14 protein-coding genes are annotated in these 14,938 nt (G+C 52.3%); 5 read left to right on the top strand and 9 right to left on the bottom strand.

Going from position 1 to position 14,938, the window contains the following annotated elements; translation table 11 throughout:
- Window position 1: 1 nt before the first annotated feature.
- The 3 genes from K9G39_RS04530 to K9G39_RS04520 are packed head-to-tail and all read right to left on the bottom strand — an operon-like array spanning window position 2 to window position 3,077.
- A complete protein-coding gene (locus K9G39_RS04530; protein WP_292003746.1) occupies window positions 2–361 on the bottom strand; it encodes a Na+/H+ antiporter subunit C in 360 nt (119 codons plus the stop codon).
- Entirely contained in the window at window positions 358–774 is a 417-nt protein-coding gene (locus K9G39_RS04525; protein ID WP_292003745.1) for a Na+/H+ antiporter subunit B, read from the bottom strand. The genes K9G39_RS04530 and K9G39_RS04525 overlap by 4 nt, the downstream gene beginning before the upstream one ends.
- Window positions 774–3,077, bottom strand: a complete 2,304-nt coding sequence (locus K9G39_RS04520; protein ID WP_292003744.1) for a putative monovalent cation/H+ antiporter subunit A — start codon at window positions 3,075–3,077, stop codon at window positions 774–776. Before K9G39_RS04520 ends, K9G39_RS04525 begins: the two co-directional genes overlap by 1 nt.
- A gap of 239 nt (window positions 3,078–3,316) precedes the next feature.
- Here K9G39_RS04520 and K9G39_RS04515 point away from each other — a divergent pair, with 239 nt between their 5' ends.
- Window positions 3,317–4,357, top strand: coding sequence for an FAD:protein FMN transferase (locus tag K9G39_RS04515; protein ID WP_292003743.1), 1,041 nt, complete (start codon window positions 3,317–3,319; stop codon window positions 4,355–4,357).
- Here the strand turns inward: K9G39_RS04515 and pgi are convergent.
- Both pgi and K9G39_RS04505 read right to left on the bottom strand, forming a co-directional pair.
- Window positions 4,342–5,991: a glucose-6-phosphate isomerase gene (gene pgi / locus K9G39_RS04510; RefSeq protein ID WP_292003742.1), complete on the bottom strand. Its 1,650-nt coding sequence runs from the start codon at window positions 5,989–5,991 to the stop codon at window positions 4,342–4,344. The genes K9G39_RS04515 and pgi overlap by 16 nt on opposite strands.
- A 33-nt stretch (window positions 5,992–6,024) precedes the next feature.
- Complete coding sequence (locus K9G39_RS04505; RefSeq protein ID WP_292003741.1) at window positions 6,025–6,438, bottom strand: ATP-binding protein; 414 nt, start codon at window positions 6,436–6,438, stop codon at window positions 6,025–6,027.
- A 245-nt stretch (window positions 6,439–6,683) separates the two neighbouring features.
- On the opposite strand from K9G39_RS04505, the gene K9G39_RS04500 reads away from it, so the two are divergent.
- The 3 genes from K9G39_RS04500 (at window position 6,684) to K9G39_RS04490 (ending at window position 9,155) form a co-directional block, all read left to right on the top strand.
- Window positions 6,684–8,009, top strand: a complete 1,326-nt coding sequence (locus K9G39_RS04500; protein WP_292003740.1) for an ammonium transporter — start codon at window positions 6,684–6,686, stop codon at window positions 8,007–8,009.
- Between the two features lie 21 nt (window positions 8,010–8,030).
- The gene (locus tag K9G39_RS04495; protein ID WP_292003739.1) at window positions 8,031–8,372 is read left to right on the top strand and encodes a P-II family nitrogen regulator; all 342 of its coding nucleotides are present in this window, start codon (window positions 8,031–8,033) and stop codon (window positions 8,370–8,372) included.
- Between the two features lie 102 nt (window positions 8,373–8,474).
- On the top strand, window positions 8,475–9,155 hold the full coding sequence (locus K9G39_RS04490) for a hypothetical protein (RefSeq protein ID WP_292003769.1): 681 nt from the start codon (window positions 8,475–8,477) through the stop codon (window positions 9,153–9,155).
- 91 nt (window positions 9,156–9,246) lie between these two features.
- Here K9G39_RS04490 and K9G39_RS04485 read toward each other — a convergent pair whose 3' ends face one another.
- From K9G39_RS04485 to K9G39_RS04475, 3 genes are all read right to left on the bottom strand, one after another.
- A complete protein-coding gene (locus tag K9G39_RS04485; RefSeq protein WP_292003738.1) occupies window positions 9,247–10,383 on the bottom strand; it encodes a GNAT family N-acetyltransferase in 1,137 nt (378 codons plus the stop codon).
- A gap of 74 nt (window positions 10,384–10,457) precedes the next feature.
- Window positions 10,458–10,661 carry a DUF2892 domain-containing protein gene (locus K9G39_RS04480; RefSeq protein WP_292003768.1) on the bottom strand — a complete coding sequence of 68 codons (204 nt, stop codon included), beginning with the start codon at window positions 10,659–10,661 and terminating at the stop codon, window positions 10,458–10,460.
- A gap of 28 nt (window positions 10,662–10,689) precedes the next feature.
- Entirely contained in the window at window positions 10,690–11,751 is a 1,062-nt protein-coding gene (locus K9G39_RS04475) for a 3-deoxy-7-phosphoheptulonate synthase (protein ID WP_292003737.1), read from the bottom strand.
- A 296-nt stretch (window positions 11,752–12,047) separates the two neighbouring features.
- Here K9G39_RS04475 and serA point away from each other — a divergent pair, with 296 nt between their 5' ends.
- The gene (serA, locus tag K9G39_RS04470; protein ID WP_292003736.1) at window positions 12,048–13,628 is read left to right on the top strand and encodes a phosphoglycerate dehydrogenase; all 1,581 of its coding nucleotides are present in this window, start codon (window positions 12,048–12,050) and stop codon (window positions 13,626–13,628) included.
- 84 nt (window positions 13,629–13,712) lie between these two features.
- Here the strand turns inward: serA and K9G39_RS04465 are convergent, their stop codons facing one another.
- Entirely contained in the window at window positions 13,713–14,903 is a 1,191-nt protein-coding gene (locus tag K9G39_RS04465) for a TRC40/GET3/ArsA family transport-energizing ATPase (protein ID WP_292003735.1), read from the bottom strand.
- Between the last annotated feature and the right edge of the window lie 35 nt (window positions 14,904–14,938).

Genomic DNA, 14,938 nt, shown 5'->3' with positions numbered 1-14,938 from the left:
CTCACTCCTTTGGCGGTTCATCGGTTGTCTTCATCATGTCAAGATCCTCGGTGCCAAGTGTCAGCCAGGTGCGCTTGAAAAGCACTATGGTGAATGCCTGAACGCCGAAGCCGATAACGATCGCCGTGAGAATCAACGCCTGGGGGAGCGGGTCGGCGAAACGGCCCGTCAGCATGCCGGACCCTTCGGGAACGAATGCAGGAATCCCCTTGGTCAGCCGGCCGACAGTGAAAATCAGGAGATTGGCGGCATGAGCGAGCAGAATAAGCCCGAAGATAACCTTGACCATATTCCTCCTCAGAATCAGAAAAATCCCGGCAGCATAGAGGCATCCTATTACAAGCGCTAAGAGCAACGTCATTGCAGGTCTCCCTCGGCAAGCGAAAAAATGATTTTCAGGGTTACTCCAAGCACAAGAAAATAGACCCCTGTATCGAAAACAAGCGGTGTGCCCACTTTTCCGAACAAGGCCGTACCCGTATCGAACCAGATACCCGTCATGACATTCATTCCGGCCGCAAGGGATGGCATCGTGCTCGATACGGCAAGCAGAAGACCTGCTGCGATCAGATAAAACGGATCGACTTTCAGCAGTTTCTCAGCCTCGGCGATGCCATTGGCGATAAAATACAGGGCATAAGCCGCTGCCGCCACAAGCCCTCCCACAAACCCTCCTCCGGGCTCGTTGTGACCCCTGAAAAGCAGAAACAGGGAAAACATCTGCAGAAGCAGAAGCAGATACCTGGAAGCTGTGGCGAGTATGATGGAATACATTATCGGCTCCCTCCTTTCAACGCAAGTTTCAGCATGGCGAACACCCCAATGGCCGCAACGGCAAGAACGGTTATTTCACCAAGCGTGTCGATAGCCCTGAAATCGACGAGGATGACATTGACGATATTCCGCCCCTTCCCTTCAGGCAGGCTCGCGCCTGCAAAATAACGTTTAAGACCGGAATCCAGCTCCCCTGAAACCGTAAACAGCACCATGAGCGCCATGAAAATGCCGAAAACAAAGGCTATTACGGCATCCCTCACCCGGGATGCCGTTGTGGAATACGATGTAAAACGGGGCAGCCGATAGAGTACCAGAACGAACAGGATGACGCCAAGCGTCTCGATGGCGAACGTGGTAAGAGCAAGATCAGGCGCCCCGTACAGGATGAAAATGATGCCTATCGAGAACCCTGTCACACCAAGAGTGATAACGGCTTTAAGTCTCGATGAGGAGGTGATCAGCACCAGAATCGATACCAGAATGATCGAGACGATGGCAACCTCATAGAAGGTGACATCGAGTGCAGGAATTTCAGGAAATGCGGAAAAACTTCCCGCAAGGGCCGAAACGCCAAGCGCAACCGCCGTAACGACAATGATCGTTATATAATTGCGAAGACTGCCGTTCTGCAGCATCCGGGTCTGCCACCTGGCAACCTTCAGCATGCCCGCAAGGGCGGCATCATACCATGAAGAGGGCTTCAGGACGGGCGGAATATGGCGTCCTTCAAGGTAAGGCAGCAATTTCACCCGGGCAGCGTAAAACAGCATGCCGCACAGCAGCGTCAGGAAACTCAGAAACAGCACCTCATTGAACCCGTGCCAGAGCTTGATCCTGAAGGTGAGCGTATCGGCAAGCACGCTGGAAGCGAGCCTGTCGAGCATCGCTCCCATGAAAAAATCAGGGAACAACCCGGCCAGCAGACCGAAAAAGGCAAGACAAGCCGGTCCGGCAAGCATGGCAAAGGGCGCTTCGTGCGGAACAGAGGGCAACCGGCGCATGGAACCGAAAAAAGGTCTTATACCTGCAACAAGGGTAATCATGACAAGCAGCCCGTTTGCGACGACTGCCGCGGCTATGAGATACCGGCCCCACTCCTCCAGTTCGAGAATCGAGGCATAGAGCGTCTCCTTTCCGATAAAACCTACAAGCGGTATGACGCCCATCATTGAAAATGATGCAAGTATTGCCGTAGCCATTGTGAACGGCATCGCCCTGCCCAGTCCACCCAGCACACCGGCGTCTCTGGTGCCTGCGGCATGGTCGATGGTTCCTGCAACGAGAAAAAGCGTGCCTTTATAGAGCGAATGCGCGATCAGGTAGATGAAAAAGGCTTTTATGGCCAGCCTGGATCCGATGCCGATCATCATGGTGAGGGTCCCGAGAACACTCAGGGTGGAATAGGCCAGCAGTTTTTTAAGGTCCATCTGATTGAAGGCGAGCAGGGCGGAACACACCATCGTAACCGCTCCGACAACAAGCAGGCTGTCCTGCCAGAGCGCAGTCCCGCCAAGCACATGGTTCATCCTTGCAAGAAGGTAGATTCCCGCTTTAACCATCGTTGCGGAATGCAGATAGGCACTTACCGGCGTCGGTGCCTCCATGGCATTGGGAAGCCAGAAATGAAAGGGGAACTGGGCGGATTTCGTGAACGCCCCGATCATGACAAGCAACGCTGCTGCAGGATAGAGCGGAGACGAGACGATCATGGCGTGCTGCGGGTAGAGTTCGGAGATCTCCATCGTACCGGATATGCCCGAAAGAAGAATAAGTCCGGCAAGAAGCGCCAATCCCCCTCCGCCGGTTACAAGCAGCGCCTGTATGGCGGATTTTCTCGACTGCTCTTTATGGTGGCTGAACCCGATCAAAAGAAACGAACTTATGCTGGTCAGCTCCCAGAAAACGAACATGGCCGCAATGTTGTCTGAAAGCACGAGACCGAGCATCGAGGTCATAAACAGACCTATATAGACGAAAAAGCGTGCGGCATGCTCATAGTGCTTCATATAGGTTCCGGCATACAGAAACACAGCCGCACCGACGAGGGTTATGATCAGAACAAACGTAAAACTCAGCCCGTCGAGAAGAAACGAAAGGTTTATCCCCAGGGAGGGAACCCAGAAAACGGTTTCTCTGAGCACCTCTCCTGCTGATATCCGCGGATAGAATGAAGAAAAGCTGAAAAACAGAAAAAGCGGAAACGAAACAGCAATCCATCCGAAAAAAGCGCGAAACCTCCTGTAAAAAAACGGAGCCGCGGCGGAAATGGCAAATCCGATCATCAAGAGGTAAAACAGCACGATTCCACTCCTGAAAATATGGGCTGCACACCGGTCGTATAATCATCAGATGCATAAACATAACGGCATCCGGCACAGCCGGATATATCTCCTGCTTTGCAGCCCGCAGGTTATTTTATCACCAACTATTTTTAATATAACAAGATACAATCAAAATAACCGTAAACCTGACATTGACCTGCATTTTTTCTTATTTTCGATCAACCGCTCTGTCGGACAACCATAGATACAATCTGTTCATGCTGACCCGTTCCACCCATCTTCGAACGATCCTGATTTTCTGCCTCCTCCCGCTCTTCTCCTGTGCCCCTCCGGAGGAAAATCTCCGCATGTACGAACAGGAAAAGGTGCTGATGGGCACTGCCATGAAAATTAAAGCCGAAACCACGAATATCGATGAAGAAAAAACCCGTGAAGCGTTCAACGCGGCATTCCGCAAAATTTCGGAACTGGAATCCGACCTGAGCGAATGGCGGGAAACAAGTCCGGTTTCAGAAGTCGCACAAAAAGCGGGAAAAGAGAAGGTTGCCGTTCCGCAACCGGTAGTAACCGTCACCCTTACCGCTCTCGATATAGCCCGGATCACTGATGGAGCTTTCGACGTCACCTTCCTCCCGCTCGGAAAGCTCTGGAACGTTAAAAACCGGAAAATTCCGCCTTCCGCAGACAGCATCGCCAAGGCAAAAGCAAAGGTCGATTATCGGCAGATTGAACTCGATACGCTAAGGCGAACCCTCTTTCTGAAAAAAGAAGGCATGAAAATCGGTTTCGGCGGCATTGCAAAGGGCTATGCCGCATGGCAGGCCGGTGAGGTGCTGCGCAGGCACGGCATCACGAACTTCATCATCAATGCCGGAGGCGATCTCTATGTCAGCGGTCGAAAAAAAGGGGGATTATGGACATCAGGAATAAAAAATCCTGATGCACAGGAAGAGAGGCCGGTTGTTGCCTTCAGGGTGAAAAAACCGTGCGGCATTGCCACAAGCGGCGACTATGAAAACTATTTCACCTGGAGGGGAAAACGGTACCATCACATCATCGACCTGAAAACCGGCTATCCGTCCGAAGGGTTGAAAAGTGCAACGGTTTTTTCCGATGATCCGGCAAAAGCCGACGCTTATGCGACGGCATTCTTCATCATGGGCAACAAAAAGGCCCTGCAGGTAATCCTGCAGGACCCTTCGGCAGCATTTATCCTGATCGACAGGGAGAACAGGTTACTCCGCAGCCCGAATCTTGGACACTACATCGAAGAATTCAGCGTTCAGGAAAGCTTCTGACGTTTTTCGCGATAGAGGTTGATCAGGGCGTTGGTTGAACCGTCATGGCCACACACCCCACCTTCTGCCTGCAGTTCGGGAAGAATCGCCCTGGCAAGCTGCTTGCCGAGTTCCACCCCCCACTGGTCGAACGAGTTGATCTGCCACACGACACCCTGCACGAAAACCTTGTGCTCATAGAGAGCGATCAGGTTGCCTATCGAGAAGGGATCGAGTTCGTCGAAAAGCAGCGTGTTTGTCGGACGGTTTCCCGGAAAAACCTTGTGCGGCACGAGCATCGCTATGGCATCGGCATCGAAACCCGCCCTTTCAAGCTCTTCGCGAGCCTCATCCCCGGTTTTCCCCCTCATCAGCGCCTCTGTCTGGGCAAAACAGTTCGCTATAAGCATATCGTGATGTTCCCCCAGCGGGTTCTGGCTCTTCAGCGGCACGATAAAGTCAGCGGGAATGAAGCCCGGGCCCTGATGCAGAAGCTGGAAAAAGGCGTGCTGGGAATTGGTGCCGGGCTCGCCCCAGATGACCGGACCGGTAGCATACCCTACAGTCATACCGTCGCAATCGACCCGTTTGCCGTTGCTTTCCATATCGAGCTGCTGCAGATAGGCTGGAAAACGGTGCAGATACTGATCGTAAGGAATCACGGCGTGAGAGCCGGCATTGAAAAAGTTGTTGTACCAGACTCCGAGAAGCGCCATGATGACCGGCATATTCTCTTCAAGCGGCGCATTGCGGAAATGCTCATCCATGGCATGAGCGCCCGCGAGCAGCTCCGAAAAACCTTCGAAGCCAAGATAGAGGGCTATGGAGAGGCCTATCGAGGACCACAGCGAATACCTGCCCCCGACCCAGTCCCAGAATCTGAACATGCTCGACAGGTCGATACCGAATTCCGCGACCTTCTCCCTGTTTGTGGACACGGCAGCAAAATGTCGGGCGATGTGCCGTTCATCCGCGGCAAAGGAGAGAAACCAGGCCCGTGCACTCAGGGCATTGGTAAGGGTTTCCTGCGTCGTGAATGTTTTTGAGGCAATAATGAACAGGGTTGTTTCGGGATCAACCTTTTTCAGGGTCTCGCTGATATGCGTTCCGTCGATATTGGAAACGAAATGCACAGCGATCTTTCCATGCGCGAACGGCTTGAGAGCTTCGGTAACCATATAAGGTCCAAGATCGGAACCCCCGATACCGATATTGACCACATCGGTTATCCGTTTTCCGGTAAACCCTTTCCATGTTCCGGAAATAACCTTTTCCGAAAACTCCTGCATCTGCCGGAGCACGCCGGTCACCTCTCCGGGCACATCGAGCCCGTCCACGACAAGAGTGTAACCCGGAGGCCTGCGCAATGCCGTATGCAGTACGGCCCTGTTTTCCGTAAGATTGATCGGCTCTCCCTCGAACATCCGCCGCCGCTTCTCTTCGACCCCCGCAGTACGGGCAAGGTCAACGAGCAGCTCCATCGTACGCGAAGTGATCCGGTTTTTCGAGTAGTCAAGAAGAAGCGAGCCCTGCCTCAACGAAAAACTCTCGAACCTCGACGGGTCCTCCTGAAACAGCATGCGCAAGGCAACCGGCTCAAGTTCCTCTCTGTGAAGCTGCAGGGCGTTCCATGCAGCGCTTTTCGAAATATCCATATCGTTGTAGTGTACCGGTTTAATTAAGAAAAATCAGCAGGGAACATAACGCAAGGTGAGTGAAAAGCCCGAAGCATCGGCTCGGGCATCCGCAATTTCGGCATAGCTCCGGATCAGGTGCACCCCTCGACCCGATGTTATATGCAGTCGATCGGGAGTTGTAGGATCCGGAAGATCGTCCGGCTGAAAGCCGGGGCCGCAGTCCCTGAAGGTTACCTCAAGCAGATTTCCGCCAGATTCGGCATTGAGGGATACGGTAACCGGAAGCGATTCGTTTTCATGGTTCCCGTGCATTACGGCATTAAGAAACGCCTCCTTGAATGTCAGCTCCAGCGTCGAGATAAATCCTGCACTGTATCCGGCTTCGAATCCGAATAAAACCAACGCCTGCTGAAGGGCGGCAAACTCTTCACCCCTGCTTTTCAAAACGACAGTATGGTTTTTCATCGAACGGACGACATGTGAACGAAATTCATGACACCTGCTGAATTTACCATTCTGCCCTGACCCCGGCAACTCCGCAACCACCCGATGTATAGGCTTAATTATTTAAGCTTATGCGTATTTTGAATTAAATAATTACTACTTATTTGTATATTTGCGTCATTATTTTATATTTAATCAGAAATTCAAAAAAGAATTTTCGTTGGAAACAGCAGTAACAGTCTTTCAAACAGTAAACAGTCATCGGTATGAAACGTCTTAAACTGAAGCCCAGGATGCTCCTTGCTGGCGCTCTTCTCGGTGCCGCGGTGTTCAGCCCGCCGCTTTTTGCAGCGGAGCCTTCGGCAGATGCCGTCAACGCCTATGCGATTGACAATTTCTTTCTCATGATTTCCGCCGTACTCGTCCTGTTCATGCAGGCGGGATTCGCGCTGGTTGAAACAGGCCTCAACGCAGCAAAGAACACCGTCAACATTCTCTTCAAGAACCTTATGGACATGGCGGTCGGCGCAATTCTATTCTACTTCATCGGCTACGGCCTGATGTATCCCGGCGAAATGTTCGCCGGCGGCTGGTTCGGATTCGGAGGAACAGGAATCAGTGCCGCGTCACCCGAAGTCGCCGGAGGAAACCTCTACCCGGCAGTTGACTTCCTCTTTCAGGTAGCCTTTGCCGCCACGGCAGCAACCATTGTTTCCGGTGCGGTTGCCGGGAGAATGCAGTTCAAGTCGTACCTGATTTATTCCGCAGTGATCAGCGGCCTCGTTTATCCGCTGAGCGGTTTCTGGAAATGGGGCGGCGGCTGGCTGAACACGCTCGGGTTCCATGACTTTGCCGGTTCCCTGCTGGTTCACGCGCTTGGCGGGTTCGCAGGTCTTGCCGGAGCGATCGTGCTCGGCCCGCGTATCGGAAGATTCAACGCCGACGGTTCTCCGAACGCCATGCCCGGCCACAACCTTGCGCTCAGCACGCTCGGTGTCTTCATTCTCCTGATCGGCTGGTACGGCTTCAACCCCGGCAGTCAGCTCGCCGTCGTCGGCGGTGACAACACCAATGCCGTCATGATGATTGCCACCAACACCACCCTTGCCGCGTGTGCAGGTTCGGTGATAGCCATGATGTTCGCCTGGATTCTTTTCAAGAAACCCGATCTGACCATGGCTCTCAACGGCATGCTGGCCGGTCTTGTTGCCATCACGGCGAACTGCGATGCCGTCACCTATAACGAATCTCTGGTTATCGGCGCCATCGGTGGCGTGCTGGTCGTACTCGGCATCAAACTGCTCGATATGCTGAAAATCGACGACCCTGTCGGTGCATGGCCTGTTCACGGACTGAACGGAATCTGGGGCGGTATCGCCGCATGGATTTTCGGCGGCAAGCCCATGGTGGCGCAGCTCATCGGCTCAACGGTTATTCCGCTCTGGGGATTTGGAACCATGCTTGTGCTTTTCCTTATACTGAAAGCGTTCGGCATACTTCGGGTCAACAAGGAGGACGAAATGAAAGGCCTGGATATTTCGGAGCACGAAGAGGAGGCCTACTATGGATTTGAAATCTTTACAACACAGTAACGTTAAAACCGGAGCTTACGCATGAAATACATTGTCGCAATGATTCAGCCCCACAAACTGCCCGACGTGAAGGCTGCGCTCGCGGAAGTAGGGGTGAGAAAAATGACGGTGACCAATGCTCTCGGGTGCGGCGCCCAGGGAGGATACACTGAAGTGTACCGCGGCGTACCAAGTGAGGTCAACCTTCTCAAGAAGGTGAAGATAGAGATCGGTGTCAATGACGAGTTCGCAGACAAAACCGTCAAGGCGATCGTCAAGGGAGCCAAAACGGGAGAGATCGGTGACGGAAAAATCTTCGTATTCGATCTTCCCCAGTGCATCCGCATCAGAACCGAGGAAACCGGACATGACGCCATAGGCTGAAGTTTTTTTTCACGCAACAACAACCAACGGGCAGCTCCGTTCCGGAAGAACGGAGCTGCCGGAAACAACATCACAACAACAGAAACAGGAGTACAAGGAATGATGAAGAAAACCGCAAAACTCGCAACCCTCGCCATAGCACTCTTTGCAGGACTGGGCAGCACCGCACAGGCTGAAGGATTCAAGATCGGTGCCGACGTGGTGAGCAGCTACGTATGGAGAGGCGGAGAGCTCGGTGACTCACCGGCAATCCAGCCTGCACTCTCCTACACCTTTCCCGGCATCGGTATCGTGGTAGGCGCATGGGGATCATACGCCATCTCCGAGAACGACGGCCAGAGATACAAGGAAGTGGATCTGTACCTCACCGTGCCTGTAGGCCCGCTCAGCCTGACGCTTACCGACTACTATGTACCGGTAGACGGCAATTCCGACAGCTTCGATTTCACCAGTGACGGGCCAAACACCCTTGAAGTCAGCGTCGGTTACAGCCATGAAAACCTGAGCCTCCTTGCAGCCATGTTCGTGGGCGGCAACGATTATGATAATGCCAAATATTTCGAAGCCGGCTATAAATTCTACGACAAGGACGGTTACAGTGCAAAAGCTGTTGTCGGAGCTGGTGACGAAGATTACTACGGCGATCAGTACGGTATCGAAGAAAGCGACGACATCGCACTGGTCAACACCGGCATCTCGGTATCGAAAGACCGCTACACCGCGTCATACATCTACAATCCCGATACCGAAAAGTCGCACCTCGTCTTCATGGCATCGTTCTGAACCGAAGGTAACTGTTCTTTTCTCCGTGTGTGTGTAACAGAAAAGGAGCCCGAAACGGCTCCTTTCTGTTTTTTTAATCCGGCAAGAAACGTCATGCAATCGTTTTCTCGTAGATCACATACTCCTTGTAGGGCTTTCCTCCGATCACCTTTGCGAGTTTGCTCATCGCCTCGTTGGACTTCAGCACCCAGCTCATTTCGCTGGCAAACACCCCGTGTTTGCCTCCATAATCGGCAATATGGGTGTTGAGAATGCTGTCGATTCCCTTGTTGCGATATTCGGGCAGCACGCCCATTGTTATGGTTCTGACGGTACTGATGTTGCGACTGTACCAGAGGTATTTGATAAATCCGGATAGCGAAAAGGGATTGCCGTTGACATGCTTCAGTGCCTGATTGATGTCGGGAAGCGAGAGTGAAAAACCGATAGTCCGCTTGTCGCGGTCTTCGACAAAGTAGATATAGTGGGGATTGGCAACAGGCTTGAGACTTTTTGCCATAAAATCGAACTCCCTGTCGGTCATGGGTACGAACCCCCAGTTCTTCTCCCACGCCTTGTTGTAGATATCCCTTACCCGTTCGATCTCCCGGTCGAAATCCTTCATATTCATGATCCGGATGGAGAGACCCTCGCGTTTCATGACATGAGCGGCGATCTTTCTGAGCCGCTGGATATCGATGATCGACTGGTCGATATACCAGGCCAGCAGCTCCTGCCCGGTATGGTGACCGGACTTCAGCACAAGATCGTTGTAATAGGGCGGATTATAGAGCATGAGAAACACCGGAGAGCTGTCGAAGCCTTTGACAAGCATGCCGCACTGATCGTTCATCGAGGGGCTGACCGGACCCCGCATGGTATCGAGCCCTTTCTTTTTCAGCCATCCGGCTGCGGCGCTGAAGAGCGCATCGGCAACCTGCTGGTCGTTGAAACACTCGAAAAAGCCCCAGAAACCGACACGGTCCTGATGCACTTCATTGTGACGAAGGTTTTCCACGGCGGCTATCGTCCCGGAAAGCTTTCCGTCCTTCCAGGCTGTAAACATTGCAAGGTCAGCATGATCGTAAAGCGGAAAAACCTCCCTGTCGAGGGTTTTCATGTAATCGGCAATGACCGGCGGAACCCAGTACCGGTTCAGTTCAGGGTCGTTACGGTAAACCTGCCAGGCAAAAGTGATGAACTGCTTTCGCTCTTTTCTGGTGCTGACCTGCCTGATTTCAATAGTCATGATGCTGTATGGTGCGATTGGAGAAAAAAAATCCCCCTCTAAAGGGGGATTGCAATTCTGCGGAACGAGACTCTTTATTTAAAGGCCTCTCCCGGCTGAACACCAGCAGCTTTCAGGATTTTGGCCAGCGGACAGAATCCGGTAAAGGCTGCCTGAAAAAGGTTGAGACCGACAAAGCCGGTAAACCAGAGCCAGTTCTGATTATGATAGACGGAAAGCAGGACGCTCACAAGCACAAAACAGCCGGCAAAAGCAAAAACAAGACGATCGATATTCATGGTTCTCATGGATTATATGTTAGGATGACTATACTTCTTTTGAAACGAGTTTTCCCATGACTTCAGCACCCTCGCGAAGCATCCGGGCTGTCTCCTCCCAGGAGATGCACTCATCGGTTATCGAAACACCGTACCGGAGTTTTTCAGGATCTTCAGGAAACGGCTGGTTGCCCGAACAGAGATTACTCTCGATCATGACACCGGCAATGCTCTTGTTGCCGACGGCTTTCTGTTCGAGGATGTTCTCCCAGACTTTCAACTGCTGGGCATGCTTCTTGCCGGAATTCGCATGGCTGCAGTCCACCAGGAGGGTTTGCGGCAGACCTGCCTTTTCAAGCAGCATTTCAGCACTTGCAATGCTTTGTGGGTCGTAATTCGGAACAGCTCCCCCCCTGAGCACAAGATGGCCACAAGGATTCCCTTTGGTGGTTATCACACTGCTGAAGCCATCCTGGTCAATACCCAGAAAACTGTGCGGGTGCATGGCAGAACAGATGGCATCGACGGCCACGCCAAGGCGGCCATCCGTGGAATTCTTGAAGCCGACCGGCATCGACAGGCCGCTGGCCATCTGACGGTGCGTCTGTGACTCGATGGTTCTTGCCCCTATAGCCGCCCAGCTCACCACATCGGCGACATACTGGGGTGTAATGGGATCGAGAAACTCGGTTGCCGCGGGAAGACCCAGGGCATTGATATCGATCAGAAGCTTGCGGGCGTAATAGAGACCGTGCTCGATATCGTATGAATCATCAAGATGAGGATCGTTGATGAAACCTTTCCAGCCTACCGTCGTGCGAGGCTTTTCGAAATAGACCCGCATCATGATACAAAGCTCGTTCTGCAGCTCCTTCCTCATCCCGGAAAGCTTCTCTGCATAGTCGAGAGCCGAATCCACACTGTGGATCGAACAGGGACCGACGATAACCAGAAGCCGCCCGTCCGTGCCGTTCAATATATGTTCAACTTCATGACGGCCCGAACAGACCGTCGAAGCAATATGATCGTCAACCGGCAACTGCTTCTTGAGTGCCCTCGGAGAAGGAAGCCGCTTGATCGTTGAGACTCTTAAGTCGTGTAACTGTTCCATCCGTAATACCGCGAAAATCTTTTTTTCTGTAATTTTATAGCTTTGGAAGATAAAAAAAACCCGAATATATAATCGGTAAATACACCAATAAATTCCAGCCCTCCCGGAAGGAGAGGGCAGTGCTTCCCGAAAAGCATTCCAGGGATCCCGGGAACCCTTCAGGCACCGATTTCCTTCGCCGCATAGCTGCAAAAAAACATATATTGACAAAAAACAGGCCCTTTTTTGGGAAGCCTGCATAAAACAAGAGAAAATCGTCTCTTACAGAGTTCCGTGAAATCTCAATCAGAAGCAAGATGAAAGTGCTGATCACTGACGGTGTTGACCGGCAATGCGCCGAAATCCTTGAACGAAACGGTTTTGATGTTACCGAAAAGCCGAAAATCAGCAAGGAAGAACTTAAGGAGATCATCGGAGAGTTCGACAAGCTCATTGTCAGAAGCGCTACAAAGGTGACATCGGAAATCATCGAATGCGGCAAAAACCTGAAACTGATAGGAAGAGCCGGGGCCGGAGTCGACAATATCGACATCGAAGCTGCTACCCGGCATGGAATCATCGTCATGAACACCCCGGGAGGCAACACTGTCTCGGCCGCCGAACATGCCTGCGGCATGCTCATGGCCGCTGCGCGCATGATCCCCCAGGCGACTGCGGAACTCAAGGCAGGACTCTGGAACAAGAAAAAGTTTACCGGCATCGAGCTCGAGGGTAAAACCATCTCCATCATCGGACTCGGCAAGATCGGGCGTGAGGTGGCATCCCGCATGCAGGCGTTCGGCATGAAAACCATCGCCTACGATCCCATGATCCCCGACGAGTATGCCGCGCATCTGAATATCGAACTGCTCCCCCTGCACGAGAATTTCAGCCGGGCGGACGTCATCACCATCCACTCGTCGCTGAACGAATCGACCCGGAACCTGATTTCCAACGAGACCTTCGCCCTGATGAAAGAGGGAGTGATCATCATCAACTGCGCAAGGGGCGGCATCGTCAACGAAGAGGATCTTGCCGACGCCATAACATCAGGAAAGGTCGCGGCCGCAGCTCTCGACGTCTTCGAGTCAGAACCGGTCAATCCGGATAATCCCCTGCTGAAACTCGAACGGGTTATTGTAACACCTCACATCGCCGCATCAACCAACGAGGCACAGCAGAAAGTAGCCGTTCAGATTGCCGAACAGATTGTCGAATGGAAACAGAAAGGCAAGCTTGAAGGCGCAGTGAATGCTTCGGCGGTCGAACTTGCGCAGGCTCCCGGGGTCGCCTCATATCTTATGCTGGCCGAAAAACTCGGTTCCACGCTTGCACAGATCACGCCACTCGAAGCCCACACCATGACCATCAGGACTTCAGGGGAGTATCTCCAGAAATACAGCGAAGTCATTGCCGCCGCCGCACTCAAAGGTTTTCTCGACGTACGTCAGTCAAGCGACACCAACTATATCAATGTCTTCACCATGGCCGCCGAAATGGGCATTACCCTCGAACAGAAATTCGAGAAGGAAAATCCCGACTACACCAATCTGATCCGGGTGGAACTTGAAAACGGAACGAAAAAACGCATGATCGGCGGAACCGTGTTCGGGGACAAGGCGATCAGGATCGTCATGATCGACCAGTTCCTCGTGGAGTTCAAACCGGAAGGAACTATCATCATCTACAACAACATCGACAAGCCAGGAGTCATTGCCAATGTAACCCAGCACCTCTTGCAGCACAACCTCAATGTCGCCTATGTGGCGCTGTCGAGGGACGAGGAAAAGCTGCTCGCCATGACGGCAATCGTTGTCGACGGCAATGTCGAGACAACCCTGCTCAATGAAATCAAACAGGTGGATGGCGTTTCCGAGGCCGCAGTCGTCTCGATCTGAAAATCTCTTCCTTACCAAAAAACCGCTCACAAAAAAACCTGCCGTGAAAGGCAGGTTTTTTTGCGTGTACCGAAAAGAGAACGACTACTGCTGTTTGGCAAAGTCGATGCTGAGCCACTTGTCTTCAAAGGAAGCGCCGGTGGATTCCATGCCGGCCAGAAAAATCGGCAAAGCCACGATTTTCTGATAATCTCCGATACGGATGGTAAGATCGTCGCCCATTTTGAGAATCTTGGGTTCCATGCCCATGTTCTCCATGAACGGCAGGCGGACACGAACCTTGTAGTGGCCTTCAGACACCTTGGTGATATTGATAGGATCCTCCTTGAAGAAAATGTCAAGGGGATTCTGGTCAGGATAGACCCTTGCGCCGACCTTGCGAAGCATCTCGAGACCGACGACCTCGTTTTCGAACAACGGCACTTCAGCAATCGGAATAGGTGCGAAAGCATCCTGAATCTGCTCGATATACTTCTGCTGGATACCGCGCCATCTCTGGAAATAGGGATCGCTGCTCTGGTCGGGCATAACCCGGTTGATGGTGATGCTGTCAACCGTGATACCGTAAAGATTGAGATAGGTCAATGCCCGCATAGACTCCTTGATGACCATTTTTTCCGGGTTCATGACCAGTCGAACCGTCGATTTCGAACCGTCGGCAAGAAGATCGATGATCCCTTCGGTTGAAGAGAACAGATTGTCTACTTTTTCGTAAACCTCCTCAGGAGCCACAAAATCGTCGATTTTCCTGATCTTTTTCGAAAGAGGCCTGATAACCGGCTTGACCATATATTTCTCGATATTGCGGATGAACTTGATGAACCATCCGAATGTTTCAGGCAGCGAAAGCAGTCGAAGGGTCTCGCCGGTAGGAGCACAGTCGACAACAAGAAGATCGTAGTCTTTCTGCTCCTCGTTGTACCTCTTGATGTAGGAGAGCGAAAAAAGCTCTTCCATGCCCGGAAGCACACCCATCTCTTCGGCATAGACGCCTTCAATTCCACGGGATGCCATCAGATGGGCAAAATGCTCCCTGACGACGTCCCAGTTCAGATTGAGATCACCGAAAACGCTGACTTCCTGAGCCCAGAGATTTTCCGCCACCTTGACAGGAGACGGGCCTAACTGAACATCAAGCGAGTCACCCAGGCTGTGCGCCGGATCGGTAGACATAATAAGGGTTTTGTACCCCATGTCCGCAGCTTTGAGTGCCGTGGCTGCGGCGACAGAGGTTTTGCCGACGCCCCCCTTTCCGGTAAAAATGATATTACGCATACGTTTTTTTTATTCTCATTTAGGATTGACAAAGC

It is taken from the genome of Chlorobium sp. (assembly GCF_021740465.1).
Lineage (GTDB): Bacteria > Bacteroidota > Chlorobiia > Chlorobiales > Chlorobiaceae > Chlorobium.
The sequence above is the reverse complement of the archived record's forward strand: the minus strand, read 5'-3'. Positions and strand labels throughout refer to the sequence as shown.

What these genes read in the sequence shown, in the direction of transcription:
- K9G39_RS04530 (WP_292003746.1), bottom strand. Translation starts at nt 361, where the DNA reads ATGACGTTGCTCTTAGCGCTTGTAATAGGATGCCTCTATGCTGCCGGG.
- K9G39_RS04525 (WP_292003745.1), bottom strand. Translation starts at nt 774, where the DNA reads ATGTATTCCATCATACTCGCCACAGCTTCCAGGTATCTGCTTCTGCTT.
- K9G39_RS04515 (WP_292003743.1), top strand. Translation starts at nt 3,317, where the DNA reads ATGCTGACCCGTTCCACCCATCTTCGAACGATCCTGATTTTCTGCCTC.
- pgi (WP_292003742.1), bottom strand. Translation starts at nt 5,991, where the DNA reads ATGGATATTTCGAAAAGCGCTGCATGGAACGCCCTGCAGCTTCACAGA.
- K9G39_RS04505 (WP_292003741.1), bottom strand. Translation starts at nt 6,438, where the DNA reads ATGAAAAACCATACTGTCGTTTTGAAAAGCAGGGGTGAAGAGTTTGCC.
- K9G39_RS04500 (WP_292003740.1), top strand. Translation starts at nt 6,684, where the DNA reads ATGAAACGTCTTAAACTGAAGCCCAGGATGCTCCTTGCTGGCGCTCTT.
- K9G39_RS04495 (WP_292003739.1), top strand. Translation starts at nt 8,031, where the DNA reads ATGAAATACATTGTCGCAATGATTCAGCCCCACAAACTGCCCGACGTG.
- K9G39_RS04490 (WP_292003769.1), top strand. Translation starts at nt 8,475, where the DNA reads ATGAAGAAAACCGCAAAACTCGCAACCCTCGCCATAGCACTCTTTGCA.
- K9G39_RS04485 (WP_292003738.1), bottom strand. Translation starts at nt 10,383, where the DNA reads ATGACTATTGAAATCAGGCAGGTCAGCACCAGAAAAGAGCGAAAGCAG.
- K9G39_RS04480 (WP_292003768.1), bottom strand. Translation starts at nt 10,661, where the DNA reads ATGAATATCGATCGTCTTGTTTTTGCTTTTGCCGGCTGTTTTGTGCTT.
- K9G39_RS04475 (WP_292003737.1), bottom strand. Translation starts at nt 11,751, where the DNA reads ATGGAACAGTTACACGACTTAAGAGTCTCAACGATCAAGCGGCTTCCT.
- serA (WP_292003736.1), top strand. Translation starts at nt 12,048, where the DNA reads ATGAAAGTGCTGATCACTGACGGTGTTGACCGGCAATGCGCCGAAATC.
- K9G39_RS04465 (WP_292003735.1), bottom strand. Translation starts at nt 14,903, where the DNA reads ATGCGTAATATCATTTTTACCGGAAAGGGGGGCGTCGGCAAAACCTCT.